Source organism: Vibrio sp. 10N.247.310.17, assembly GCF_041466605.1.
GTDB lineage: Bacteria > Pseudomonadota > Gammaproteobacteria > Enterobacterales > Vibrionaceae > Vibrio > Vibrio tasmaniensis_A.
The window spans coordinates 19,249-31,688 of record NZ_JBFSTC010000065.1 but is presented as its reverse complement, the minus strand read 5'-3'; the positions used below and the strand labels follow the sequence as shown (position 1 = coordinate 31,688).

At 42.4% G+C, this 12,440-nt stretch carries 10 protein-coding genes and 2 pseudogenes; 3 read left to right on the top strand and 9 right to left on the bottom strand.

From position 1 onward, the window contains the following. Nucleotides 1-687: 687 nt before the first annotated feature. Both AB6D80_RS16890 and AB6D80_RS16885 read right to left on the bottom strand, forming a co-directional pair. Complete coding sequence (locus AB6D80_RS16890; protein ID WP_017096612.1) at nucleotides 688-2,316, bottom strand: methyl-accepting chemotaxis protein; 1,629 nt, start codon at nucleotides 2,314-2,316, stop codon at nucleotides 688-690. Between the two features lie 293 nt (nucleotides 2,317-2,609). Beyond that, nucleotides 2,610-3,017, bottom strand: a pseudogene (locus tag AB6D80_RS16885) (ISAs1 family transposase); the annotation flags it as partial. Nucleotides 3,018-3,168: 151 nt separating this feature from the next. On the opposite strand from AB6D80_RS16885, the gene AB6D80_RS16880 reads away from it, so the two are divergent. After that, entirely contained in the window at nucleotides 3,169-4,206 is a 1,038-nt protein-coding gene (locus tag AB6D80_RS16880) for a tyrosine-type recombinase/integrase (protein WP_182796471.1), read from the top strand. 111 nt (nucleotides 4,207-4,317) lie between these two features. On the opposite strand, the pseudogene AB6D80_RS16875 reads toward AB6D80_RS16880, so the two are convergent. The 3 genes and pseudogenes from AB6D80_RS16875 to AB6D80_RS16865 form a co-directional block, all read right to left on the bottom strand. Then, nucleotides 4,318-4,458 (bottom strand): annotated as a pseudogene (locus AB6D80_RS16875) (L-threonine 3-dehydrogenase); the annotation flags it as partial. A 128-nt stretch (nucleotides 4,459-4,586) separates the two neighbouring features. Then, nucleotides 4,587-5,618 carry an L-threonine 3-dehydrogenase gene (tdh, locus tag AB6D80_RS16870; protein ID WP_004730216.1) on the bottom strand — a complete coding sequence of 344 codons (1,032 nt, stop codon included), beginning with the start codon at nucleotides 5,616-5,618 and terminating at the stop codon, nucleotides 4,587-4,589. A gap of 110 nt (nucleotides 5,619-5,728) precedes the next feature. Then, nucleotides 5,729-6,922 carry a glycine C-acetyltransferase gene (locus AB6D80_RS16865; RefSeq protein WP_137001333.1) on the bottom strand — a complete coding sequence of 398 codons (1,194 nt, stop codon included), beginning with the start codon at nucleotides 6,920-6,922 and terminating at the stop codon, nucleotides 5,729-5,731. Nucleotides 6,923-7,425: 503 nt separating this feature from the next. Between AB6D80_RS16865 and AB6D80_RS16860 the strand changes: the two genes are divergently transcribed. Then, on the top strand, nucleotides 7,426-8,358 hold the full coding sequence (locus AB6D80_RS16860; protein ID WP_371708258.1) for a LysR substrate-binding domain-containing protein: 933 nt from the start codon (nucleotides 7,426-7,428) through the stop codon (nucleotides 8,356-8,358). Further along, a complete protein-coding gene (locus tag AB6D80_RS16855) occupies nucleotides 8,358-8,741 on the top strand; it encodes a VOC family protein (protein WP_231904363.1) in 384 nt (127 codons plus the stop codon). The genes AB6D80_RS16860 and AB6D80_RS16855 overlap by 1 nt, the downstream gene beginning before the upstream one ends. A 74-nt stretch (nucleotides 8,742-8,815) precedes the next feature. On the opposite strand, the gene AB6D80_RS16850 is transcribed toward AB6D80_RS16855, so the two are convergent. From AB6D80_RS16850 to AB6D80_RS16835, 4 genes are all read right to left on the bottom strand, one after another. After that, nucleotides 8,816-10,309 carry a PepSY-associated TM helix domain-containing protein gene (locus tag AB6D80_RS16850; protein ID WP_371708259.1) on the bottom strand — a complete coding sequence of 498 codons (1,494 nt, stop codon included), beginning with the start codon at nucleotides 10,307-10,309 and terminating at the stop codon, nucleotides 8,816-8,818. Between the two features lie 111 nt (nucleotides 10,310-10,420). Continuing rightward, nucleotides 10,421-10,771 carry a hypothetical protein gene (locus AB6D80_RS16845; RefSeq protein WP_017103905.1) on the bottom strand — a complete coding sequence of 117 codons (351 nt, stop codon included), beginning with the start codon at nucleotides 10,769-10,771 and terminating at the stop codon, nucleotides 10,421-10,423. A gap of 326 nt (nucleotides 10,772-11,097) precedes the next feature. Next, nucleotides 11,098-11,493 (bottom strand): cytochrome b562, encoded by a 396-nt coding sequence (locus AB6D80_RS16840; RefSeq protein ID WP_017100642.1) that lies wholly within the window; start codon nucleotides 11,491-11,493, stop codon nucleotides 11,098-11,100. Nucleotides 11,494-11,675: 182 nt separating this feature from the next. Further along, a complete protein-coding gene (locus AB6D80_RS16835; RefSeq protein ID WP_009845603.1) occupies nucleotides 11,676-12,422 on the bottom strand; it encodes a phosphatase in 747 nt (248 codons plus the stop codon). Nucleotides 12,423-12,440 lie beyond the last annotated feature (18 nt).

Genomic DNA, 12,440 nt, shown 5'->3' with positions numbered 1-12,440 from the left:
GGTTTAGGAATAGGGCTACGAGAGAGTGGACGTAGCTGATCAGATCGTAGGTTCTGGATTTAGTTCCACTGAATTACGCAACAAAGCCGAAATCAGGTTGCGTATAACGAATTGTTCGATTTTTTAAAATTAACTTGGCTATATCTGCCGAGACATACTTATATAATTTCATACTCATCCTTATATTGACATTTTGATGCCTAACATTTTAATATCGTGCCAGCACGAATTTATGTATTCAGCATATCTCAAGAACCCTATCTAACCAACTGAAAATTATGCATATAATTAGTTTGAATCTAATTTCTAGTTGAAAACCGTGCAAGCACATATTGCTTCCAATTCAAGGCATGTTATCAATCAAAACTTCCCTTTAGTTCTCAATTATTCAATAGCTTAGAAATAGTTGAACAACATGTCGTGCGTGAGTGTGATTGAAGGTTAGTCTGTTGTGGATTAGAACATTTAGTTACATTGTTGGAGCTCTAGGCATGAGGAAAAGATATTGCAAACACAGATGAATAGAATGTGTATGACCATTTACTCTTAGTGATTATGGGGCACTTCTACGTTACGAAGTGCCAACTATGAAGATTCTGGACAGAAATGGCTTAGAGTTGATCTTCGAGCTGATTTGATCAACAACGCCACTCCTGATTAAAAAAATCTAAGGCGTAGTGCACCTTTCTATAGCTTGAATGCTCCCATCCTCGATTGGAGATTATGAGCTAGACTACTGATTTCCTGACACGCTATAGCGGTTTGTGAAGTGCCTTCTGCCATTTCTGAGGATGCTGAATTAATATGCTCCACACTTCGATTTAACTCTTCTGACACTGAGTTTTGCTCACTACATGCTGTTGCAATATGAGTACTCATCTGAGCAATATTCTCGACAGAGTGTTCAATCATATCAATTTGTTCTCCAGCCTCATTGACTTGGTCAACACATGTAGCGATACCACTCTGACACTCCCTGCTTGCCTCCCCCATTTTGATGGTTTTTTCTTGTAAGTCTTCAACAATATCGACAATCTGCGTTGTAGATTCTTGCGTTCGTTGAGCCAGAGAACGAACTTCATCAGCTACTACAGCAAAGCCTCTCCCTTGCTCTCCTGCTCTAGCAGCCTCTATTGCAGCATTCAAGGCTAATAGGTTCGTTTGTTCCGCAATCCCTCTAATAACATCAACAACAACATTAATGCTACTTGAACTATTTTCTAGATCACTTGCCAATTCATCTGTGTTTTGTATTGTTTTAGTGACCTTATCAATTTCTTGGATTGTTTTATTTAAAATCTCGGTTCCGTGCTTTGCAACTTCAGTTGCTGAGTTTGCTGAGGTAGCTCCACTTTCTGTATTCTGCGCTACCTCGTTAACTGCGGCCTGCATTTCTGTCATGGCCGATGCAACAGAACTCAACTCTAATTGTTGATTTTGCATTCCTGAAGCCGTTTGAGCTGATATTGCACTCACCTCTTCCACCGCTGCTGTTAATTGAATTGTAGAATCACTCACCTCTGAGACTAAAGAATGCAAATTATTTTGCATTGATACTAACTCTTTCAGCAAAGTACCAAGTTCATCTTCAGTTAACTCTCTTTCGTCAATTGTATTATTCAACTGACCTTTAGCTATCTGAGAAGCAAACCATAAAGCTCGATTAACCGGTTTACAAACTACTCGAGATAACAGAACTGACGAAAGAATTATCATACCGATAATGACTAAGGAACCAGCGGTGGCAGTAAGTTGAGTCGATTGAGATTCACTTTGTACTTCTACTTTTAGCTGATTTATAAGCTCATCATTTAAGCTAAGCGTATTGTCCAAGCTAGTAAGAGCTTTTGTATATGTAGTGAAACTAGATAAAACAACTTCATTTGCTTTTTTTGCCTTACCTTGTGCAAGTAAATAATTATATTGCTGCGTTTCAGAAATATAACTATTCCATGTATCTTTAAATACTTTAAAAGAACGCTTTTCTTGCTCACTCAGCGCTAGAGCTTCATACGATAAAATACCTTGTTGAACATTTTCCCTCCATTGTTCAAGCTCCTCTATCCATTCCGCGATTTTGGGATGCTTTGCATTTGACAGAAGCGAAAATTCATCTTTACGAACTTTTGTAATATCAACTTGAATACCTTTAAGCAAGGCAACCGATGGCAGGCTTTTATCAGTTAATATCGCTGTGTTTTTAGTCAGTGATAATAAACTCGACATCATCACTACAGAAACAACTGCAAAAACCAGAAATACGGCTAAGTAACTCAACCCAATTTTCTTTACTACACTTAAATCTTTAATACTCATCAATGAACCCACATTTATTCTAAAAATAACGCCATGACTAATGGCACATTACCTACCTTAACAACAGAGGAGTGAGAATAAAAATCGTTACGCCCTTATTCATCGAGTGTAATATAGCCGAATATTGGCTGAATTAACATCAACTTAGCGTGAATTCGATACAGCAGTTCACTTTTAACTAGAATATGGTGGTATTTTCGTTAAAAAATAGAGTAAATACCTCAGTTGAATGAGGTTGTATAAAAAAACCATAATTTAGTGTCAATTGAGCAGCAGGGCGACCGCATGAGTGCCTAGTTTTTCACCGCCTGAGTAAAACCAGCACTTAATACTGCCTCTAGAATGGTTGTATTCATCATGCATCGCTTTTGCTTCCCAACAATGCTTAGCTTAGTTGGCTCTTCTCTGAGCATATTTAAGCTCATATGACGCAAGCAAGATAGATTCTCCGCTCCATGGTCTTTGTATATCTGGCACGCATCCTCATTCATACTGACATCAAGTACCCAATGCATTGACTCTATATCCCAATGCTCTCTAACTGCCATCGCAGCTTGCTCTGCGCTTAGCACTTTGGAGCTGATATAGTAACGATACTCTAGGTCGATTACTTTTCATTTCTCAATACGGAAGTTTTCAACCATTATAATGCTCTTCAAGTCTTTCCAACGAGAGAAGTTACCTTCCAGTTTTGTACTGTCAAAACTGCTGTTGCGGATCACAATAACCTATTAGCTTTCTTAGCACTTTGAGATAGGAGCCTAACCTGTGCTTTTTGTCCGATATAAAACATTGTTCTACGTTTCAGCCTCAATTAAACTGTTTTTATATACAGTAATTTTAGGCTTTATTATGTCTATCCGTAATTTAAAAGATGGTTCTACCAAACCTTGGCTCTGCGAATGTTACCCGAATGGGCGAACGGGGAAGCGTGTTCGTAAAAAGTTTACGACTAAGGGAGAAGCAAAAGCTTTTGAGCTTCACACGTTGAAGGAGATTGACGATAAGCCATGGATGGGAAGTAAACCCGATCACCGTAGAATGAGCGAACTGTTAGACACTTGGTGGAACATACACGGTCATACGTTGAAATCAGGTAAACAAGCTCGGGATCTAATAGCCAAAACAATTGAAGGATTAGGTAACCCGATTGCCTACCACCTTAAAGAACGAGACTACTTGGACTATCGTGCAGCGCGAATACCCTACCGTGGCAAAAATAAATCTGTTGAGGTCTCACCAACAACACATAACATGGAATTGATTTATCTAAAGGGAATGTTCAAGAAACTAATCAAGTACAATCAATGGATATACCCCAACCCGATTGAAGCTATCGATACAATCAAAACTAGCGAGAAGAACCTGGCATATCTAACCAAGCCACAAATTGAAGAGTTCTTAGTTAACTTAAAGAATTGCAACCGAGTCATTACAGTCTCGATTCCACAGCTCATTGTAATTTCTAAGATTTGCTTAGCCACCGGTGCCCGTATAAGTGAAGCTCTAACTCTTACCCGTTCACAGGTAGCTGAATTTAAACTGACTTACACCGAGACAAAAGGTAAGAGGAATCGAAGTGTGCCCATCTCACCAGCTTTATATCAAGAGATCTTAGATATCGCCGTGAGCGACCATGAAATTTTTAACACGAGTTACAAGGACGCCTGGCGCTACATTAAAAGAGCTTTACCAGAGCACGTTCCGAGTGGGCAAGCGACGCATGTTCTACGGCATACCTTTGCTTCGCATTTTATGATGAACAAAGGGGATATCTTGGTGTTACAGCGTATTCTTGGGCATACTAAGATTGAGCAGACAATGGCGTATTCTCATTTTGCTCCAGAACATTTGATACAAGCTGTACACCTCAATCCATTAGAGAATTAATGGCGACAAAGTGGCGGCAGACACTGTAATCGACCGTTATTTAGCGGTTTTATTCGTAAAAAAGGCGACAGTTTTCACTGTCGCCTTTTGCTATTTAGAGCCTAATTTTTTCTATTCCCAATCAAGGATAACCTTGCCAGAAAGCCCACTACGCATAGCATCGAAGCCAGCTTGGAAATCATCAATTTTAAAGTGATGAGTAATGATTGGTGATAGGTCCAACCCTGATTGAATCAAACTTGCCACTATATAAAAAAACAAGAATAACCATTAAATATCAATAGATTAAGCTTATTATCAATTAAAAATGGCTACAGAATGGCGACAAAAAAGGCAACAGTTTTACCTGTTGCCTTCTGATATTCAAAACCGGTAGTAACCTACTCCCAGTCTAAAATCACCTTACCAGACATACCAGAGCGCATCATGTCGAAGCCTTTCTGGAAGTCGTCCACTTTGTAGTGGTGAGTAATGATTGGTGTTAGATCTAGGCCAGATTGAATCAAAGAAGCCATCTTGTACCAAGTTTCGAACATCTCACGACCGTAGATACCTTTGATAACCAAGCCTTTAAAGATTACTTGGTTCCAGTCTACTGCCATGTCTGATGGTGGAATACCTAGTAGAGAGATCTTACCGCCGTGGTTCATGTTAGTCAGCATGCTATTGAACGCAGATGGGTTACCAGACATTTCTAGGCCTACATCGAAGCCCTCAGTCATGCCGAGATCAGCCATTACGTCTTCAAGCTTCTCTTCCATTACGTTTACTGCGCGAGTTACACCCATTTGACGAGCAAGGTCTAGGCGGTATTCGTTTACGTCAGTGATTACAACGTGACGAGCACCAACGTGCTTAGCAACAGCAGCAGCCATGATACCGATTGGACCAGCACCAGTGATTAGCACGTCTTCGCCTACTAGGTCGAAAGAAAGCGCTGTGTGTACTGCGTTACCAAACGGGTCAAAGATTGATGCTAGATCGTCAGAGATTTCTGCAGGGATCTTAAATGCGTTGAACGCAGGGATCACAAGGAACTCAGAGAACGCACCAGTGCGGTTTACGCCAACACCTGTTGTGTTACGACAAAGGTGAGTACGGCCGCCACGACAGTTACGACAGTGACCACATGTGATGTGGCCTTCACCAGATACACGGTCGCCGATTTCAAAACCACGAACTTCTTGGCCGATGCCAACAACTTCACCCACGTATTCGTGACCTACCACCATAGGTACTGGAATTGTGTTTTGTGACCACTCATCCCAGTTGTAGATATGTACGTCTGTACCACAAATTGCAGTTTTCTTAATACGAATAAGAAGATCATTATGACCCATTTCAGGTTTTTCAACCTCGGTCATCCAGATGCCTTCTTCAGGCTTAAGCTTAGAAAGTGCTTTAATTTTCATAATGTTATCCAGTTCATCTCGCCTAACTGTAACGCGAGAATCAAAAATCTATATGTTCTATTGGGTGTTGTTTTATCTAATCAAAGGATGCTAAAGGCACCCCTTTAAAATTAGATGATACCCATGTCTTTACCAACTTGGATAAACGCATCGATTGCGCGATCTAGTTGCTCACGAGAGTGTGCAGCAGACATTTGCGTACGAATACGAGCTTGGCCTTTTGGTACTACAGGGAATGAGAAACCTACAACGTAGATGCCTTTCTCTAGAGCGCGCTCTGCGAATTCAGCCGCTACTTTTGCATCACCAAGCATGATTGGGATGATTGCGTGGTCAGCGCCGCCCATAGTGAAACCAGCCTCTTCCATGCGAGTACGGAAGTGAGCAGAGTTTTCCCATAGTTGAGTTCGTAGGTCGCCAGATTCGGCTAGAAGATCTAGAACGCGGATAGATGCCGATACGATTGCAGGAGCAACAGAGTTAGAGAATAGGTATGGACGAGAGCGCTGACGTAGCCAGTCGATCACTTCCTTCTTACCAGAAGTGTAACCGCCTGAAGCGCCACCCATTGCTTTACCAAGCGTACCTGTGATGATGTCGATACGGTCAACAACGTTGTGGAACTCGTGAGTACCCGCGCCGTTTTCGCCCATGAAGCCAACAGCGTGAGAATCATCAACCATTACTAGTGCGTCGTACTTGTCAGCAAGGTCACAGATAGCAGGAAGGTTAGCAACTACGCCGTCCATAGAGAACACACCGTCAGTTACGATAAGCGTGTGACGAGCGCCCGCTTCTTTAGCTGCGATAAGTTGTTGCTCTAACTCTTCCATGTTGTTGTTCGCGTAACGGAAGCGCATTGCTTTACACAGACGAACGCCATCGATAATAGATGCATGGTTTAGTGCGTCAGAGATGATTGCGTCTTCTTTGCCTAGAATCGTTTCGAATAGGCCAGCGTTTGCATCAAAGCAAGATGTGTAAAGGATAGTGTCTTCTTTACCAAGGAACGTAGATAGCTTTTGCTCTAGTTCTTTGTGAGAGTCTTGAGTACCACAGATGAAACGTACTGAAGCCATACCAAAGCCGTGCTGATCCATACCATCTTTAGCTGCTTCGATAAGAGCTGGGTGATTAGCAAGACCTAAGTAGTTGTTTGCACAGAAGTTTAGTACTTCTTCACCAGTCGAGATAGAAACCGCTGCTTTTTGTGCAGAAGTAATAATGCGCTCAGACTTATAAAGACCTTCTTCTTTAACTTCTTCGATTTGCGTTTGAATCTGTTGGTAAAATGCAGAAGACATTGTTCATTCCTTCCTAGTTATTATTCAGCAGCATCACGCGCCGCTTTATTTAGGGATATAAACGATCCTAAAACGATCATTTACACTGTAAAACTAATCTCTATATTCTAGTTGAACACTCCCTTCTCGATTATCCCTCTAGTTGGAAAAACATTAATGAATCGCAGGCACGAATAATGGTTCATCCCAGTGACACAGGGCACATAAACGCGTCTTACCTGCTCTTTTTAACGTCAAATCCCCTTCCGTTTGTGTCTAATTTCACTTTCATATCAGATCTCTATTTTTCATCTCAGAACAATATGGTGATGATTATCCGCTTCTCTTAGAATGTGCATCAGCAACTCCGCTATACAGATGAAAACCGATGAGATGAAAAGCAAAACACGCCAAGCAATCAGAGCAATCACGTCAAGTGATTAATGAAATTGATTCACAAATCAGAAGAGATCACTCACAATTGTCAATAAGCTCACCGTTGTAACTAGCCCTACTGGACACTTATGATTAACCCAAAACTCATCGCCCTACTTCCCGATCTCGCCTCGTTTATCTTAGTTGTGAATGAAGGTAGCTTTACCGCTGCAGCAAAGCAGTTAGGGGTGACACCCTCAGCGTTGAGTAAATTGATCACACGTCTAGAAAAAGCACTCTCAGTAAAGCTGTTTGAACGTACCACTCGTACATTGATCATCACGCAAGCAGGCCAGTTGGTATACGACCAAAGCGTGGTCATGATTAATGCGGCGCAACAAGCGGTTGAGCTGTCTACCTCTGACCATACTGAACCTGCTGGATCGATAACGGTAGCAGCCCCTGAAGCCTTCTTGAACTCGGTTCTACAGCCTTTTGTTGCACCATTCTTAAATCAGTACCCTGAGATCCAACTTAAGTTAAGAGCGGCTGATGGCGACATTGACATATTACGTCAAGGTATCGACATTGCTTTTCGCCTTACCGATAAGCCCGACGAAAGTTTGGTATTGAAAGCATTAGGAAAAACAAATCTCGTGTTGTGTGCAAGCCCTAGCTATTTAGATGCTAAAGGAACCCCTCACCACCCTACCGAGCTGTCTGAGCACGACTGCTTATACCTTGCAGAAACAGATAAAGACCACATTTGGGACTTCCTTAAAGATGATGAGTTTTACACAGTACCCGTCAGCGGACGTTACGCTGTGAACCACTCTCAGATGCGATTGAAAGGCGTTAAAGAAGGGCTTGGCGTGGGTATTTTCCATGACTTCGTGATCCAAGATGCATTGGCTGAAGGTTCTGTAGTGCAAGTACTGGAAGATTGGACCATCAAGAGTAATTACCATGGCGCTATCGCGATGCAGTTTGCTCAAACCAAGTACATGCCCGCTCGATTACGTGTATTCATTGATTACGCGATGGAACACTTGGGTGACAAACTGGCAGGAGAAATAAACTGATGCTGAAAGGAATACACCACGCCGCCATTATTTGCTCAGACTACGAAGTCTCTAAACGTTTTTATACGGAAGTTTTAAAGCTTGAAGTGATTGCGGAGAATTATCGTGAAGCACGTCAGTCGTATAAGCTCGACTTGGCACTGCCTAATGGCGCTCAAATAGAATTATTCAGCTTCCCTGACGCACCTGAAAGACCAAGCTTTCCGGAAGCTCAAGGGCTGAGACATTTGGCCTTTTGTGTTGATGACGTTCAACATGTCAAAAGCTACTTGGGAGAACAAGGCATTGAAGTCGAACCGATTCGAGTTGATGAGTTTACGGGGAAATCATTTACGTTTTTCGCAGACCCAGACGGCCTGCCGCTAGAGCTGTATCAAATCTAAAGTCTTGTTGATAAAAAACACCTTAATAACAAAACGGACCTTCTCAATGTCGAAAAGGTCCGTTTTTGATTCAATTAGCTCAACGCCGTTTTGAATTTCTCAATACGTGAGAAAAGCAACCAGTCCAAGAGCATCGCAGCCACAATCGTTGCCCCCGCTAAAGGAAATAGTACCGAAATAATTATCACAGTCACCAAGCCTGCTTTCCATAAGCCAGCATCACCAAACTTAGGTGGTGTACCGAGCTTGCGTTGGCCTGACGGTCTGCGCTTCCACCACATCACACCGCCAGTCACTGACACAACGATAAACGCCAAACAGAACAAGGCATTTAGAAGCTTATTGATGATACTGATGTCACCTTGGTGCAGAGAAATACCAACAGCTAACGTCTTGGCTATGAAGTTATAATCTTGCCAGGTCACCTCACCCAGAATACGGCCTGAGTATTGGTCTAGATGAGTAGTTCGATCTTCCCTAGGGTCAATAATGTCGCCGCCCATAGTATTGGCCGTGATGGTGTAGACACCCGTTTCAGTACGAGGGAAGTTAATTCGATAGTAAGTAAAGCCGAGTTCATTCGCTTTTTGAACCACTTGCTCAAGCGGAATGCTTTCTCCAGAAGCGATATGGTGACTGTGTTCGTCACTCATTGAAGAGTGATCGTGCGACTCTGGAAGCGGAGTTTGCTCTAAGTTCCAAGGGTATTCCTCTTCCGAGCCGTGATTTAACGAGCCGTGTGTTTGCTGAGACAAAGGGACATCATCCCACATCTGAGCTGGGAAACTACTCCAAGCCTGAACCATCTTACCGCCCCAAAAGCCTGCCCAAGCAAGCCCAGACAATAAGAACATCAGCAACACTAAAGACAGAGTACCACCAAGGTTTGCATGCAGGTCACGCATAAAAATGCGAGATCCAGAAGAAATGCGGATCTTCAAAAAGCCTGCTTTTGTGGCATTGTCGCGCGGCAACCATAGATAAATACCACTCACTAATAGCAAAATAGATAAGCTGGTCGCTACTTCAATCAGGTAATCTCCCCAATCCCCTAACAGTAGAGTGCCATGAATGTCGTTCGCCAGCTGATACCAACTATCACTGCGAGGGATTTCACTGATCACTTGACCAGTATTGGGGTTCACGGTTGCAAATACTGACCGACCATCGACCAAGTTCACAGAGAAGCGGTTAGGTAAATCTGTAGATCTAGCGGTAATAAATTGAGTCGCTATTCCTTCTGGATATCGCGATTTAACGGCGGCGAGCTGGTCTTTAATTGGGATGATGCCGCTTGAGCTCACACCACTCTGCATCACTAGTGCTTCTGGGTATAGAGCGGTCTCAAGTTCATCATCAAACAGCATCACCAAACCAGTAATACTCAACATCAACATAAATGGGATAACGAATAGCCCGGCATAGAAGTGCCAGCGCCAAGTGAGGAAGTAGAGAGTTTTATTGCGGTCTTTGCTTTTTATATTGGTTTCCGAACCAGTTGTTGCACTGCTTGTAGACTGCGAAGTTGCTTGTGCTTTCGCAGATCTTTGAGATTCATTTCTCAACATTATTATTTCCTTTGACACACGCAAACATACCTTCTGAAAAATCAGAAAGTAATCTGAGCATGTTTAACTTTACTTAATACTTTATTTTTTAATTATTTTAGTGGGTTAGGTTTAAGCAATATCAAAGGGAGGGCCGCGCGGGGCTTGTCTCGTGTAGCGTTCGCTTAGAGCCAAAAAAGCGTAGCTGTCTGAGACAATAGAACTCAGTCGAGTTGTCAGTAGTGTAGTTGGAAGTTCGTCTTGGTGAAACGTGGAAAAATGGCTAAAGGGACACGGCTTTCCTTTGTGAGTATTAGGTTCACCTTCTTCAATTTGAACCAGTTCAAAGCCATTGACCGTACATAACGACGCCCATACTCCCACACTATTACCATGAGCATTGATAACAGGCATTAATGTCACCAGCACCCAGCTTAATGCTGTAGCAAGTAACATGGAGAAGTTGAACGAAGTTCGGCGCATTATTCCAAATCTTTATAAATTTCCCTTATTATGAGGGACTTGGAATATAGGTAAACGTAAAGATTAACAGCAAGTTAAAAAATTGAAGCTAACGCACACTCTTTTTAGTTAAAAACTGGTTACAACCAAAGAGCCAAAAGAATGTTACGCGTCTATTAGCAGTAAAATGTCTAGAAAAATAGCAGTAAACTGTTTAGAGAAACGACAATAAAAAACGCCGCCTTACACCTTCCCCTAAAGAGGGTAATGTAAGACAGCGTTTTAGAAATCGAATCTTGAGGTTTTGCTCTTTGTTACGTATCTAGCAAACTCAATTGATTGGCAAATTAGCCGAAGATCTTGCTCCAAATGCTTGGATTACGCTTCTCATGGTACTCTTCACGAAGGCCGTCAATAGTACGAAGTTCCTGCTGTGCCGACTCTAAGTCACCTTGGTCTAGCTTCTGCTCAATGCTATCCAATGATGCACTGATCTTTTTGAACCCTTCCATGAAGTTGTCTTCTTTCTCGACTGGGTAAACACCCGTTTTGAGCTCTGCCACTAGCGTATCTAAACGAACGATAGGCTTTTGCATCTCTTCAATGCTTTGAGCTTCTGCCGCTTGTTTGAACGCAAGCTTCATTTCTTGCATGTTTTTCTTAAGGTCAACATTAGCAAATGCGTTGCCAGACAATACTGAAGCAGCGATTAAGCCAGATAAAAGGATTGAGCGAGTTTTCATTATTTCTCCAAGTGAAGCGGTGTCTTTGAAGTTAGAGCCATCATTATTGTACTGTGGCACTTCGACTTTATTATTTTCGGTTAGTGTATACAAAAATCCGTCGGGCACAAAAATTGATTGTGTCGAAATGCAAACTAGCTAGCTAACCAATGACTAAAAAGTATAAAGTACCGGACAAACCATCACTCAAATACCGAAAACTCGGCAATCGATTGACGACCACGTAATACCAAAAAGGCTAGGAATTGCTGTGGTGAATGGGTAATCACTTTACTCGAATCCACGCCCACCTCACCAAGTAGTGAAGACACGAGATCCAATCCACCCACATCTATGCAGAAATGCGCATCGCTACCTGTCGTAATAAACGCACCTTTCGCTTTAGCAATTCTTGCGATCTCGTAACAACGATCAACACTGCCAACGCGGCTATTGCCTTTAAGCGTGGTGTTATTAATTTCGATTGCTACGTTATGTTCCGCCGCACATTGAATCACAACTTCAAAATCGAAATCAAAATTTGGGTTGCCTAAATGACCAAGTGCATCAACACGACCGCCTTTAATCACATTCAACAATGCTTCTGTATGAGTAGCAACATCCGACGGGCGAAAAACGGGCTCGTGGAAGCTGGCAATCACCCAATCTAGATTCTTATCCACACTCGGATGAATGTCGATTTCACCCTGTGTGTTCATGATGTTTGACTCGACACCTCGAATAATAGCGACATCTTCAATAAAACGAGGGAGCACACGTTGGTTACTGAAAAACCAATAGTGTGGCGCGCCCGGCATAGACTCGGAATGGTCGGTCGTACAAAACATAGCTAAACCGTTTTGTTTTGCCGATTTTGCATTCTCGATCAACGTGCTGTAAGCATGACCACTTGCGTATGTGTGGGTGTGGGTGTCTACTTTTAGTTCCATGAATCAATGCCCTCTTCG

What these genes read in the sequence shown, in the direction of transcription:
- AB6D80_RS16880 (WP_182796471.1), top strand. Translation starts at nt 3,169, where the DNA reads ATGTCTATCCGTAATTTAAAAGATGGTTCTACCAAACCTTGGCTCTGC.
- tdh (WP_004730216.1), bottom strand. Translation starts at nt 5,618, where the DNA reads ATGAAAATTAAAGCACTTTCTAAGCTTAAGCCTGAAGAAGGCATCTGG.
- AB6D80_RS16845 (WP_017103905.1), bottom strand. Translation starts at nt 10,771, where the DNA reads ATGCGCCGAACTTCGTTCAACTTCTCCATGTTACTTGCTACAGCATTA.
- AB6D80_RS16835 (WP_009845603.1), bottom strand. Translation starts at nt 12,422, where the DNA reads ATGGAACTAAAAGTAGACACCCACACCCACACATACGCAAGTGGTCAT.
- AB6D80_RS16850 (WP_371708259.1), bottom strand. Translation starts at nt 10,309, where the DNA reads ATGTTGAGAAATGAATCTCAAAGATCTGCGAAAGCACAAGCAACTTCG.
- AB6D80_RS16890 (WP_017096612.1), bottom strand. Translation starts at nt 2,316, where the DNA reads ATGAGTATTAAAGATTTAAGTGTAGTAAAGAAAATTGGGTTGAGTTAC.
- AB6D80_RS16840 (WP_017100642.1), bottom strand. Translation starts at nt 11,493, where the DNA reads ATGAAAACTCGCTCAATCCTTTTATCTGGCTTAATCGCTGCTTCAGTA.
- AB6D80_RS16865 (WP_137001333.1), bottom strand. Translation starts at nt 6,922, where the DNA reads ATGTCTTCTGCATTTTACCAACAGATTCAAACGCAAATCGAAGAAGTT.
- AB6D80_RS16860 (WP_371708258.1), top strand. Translation starts at nt 7,426, where the DNA reads ATGATTAACCCAAAACTCATCGCCCTACTTCCCGATCTCGCCTCGTTT.
- AB6D80_RS16855 (WP_231904363.1), top strand. Translation starts at nt 8,358, where the DNA reads ATGCTGAAAGGAATACACCACGCCGCCATTATTTGCTCAGACTACGAA.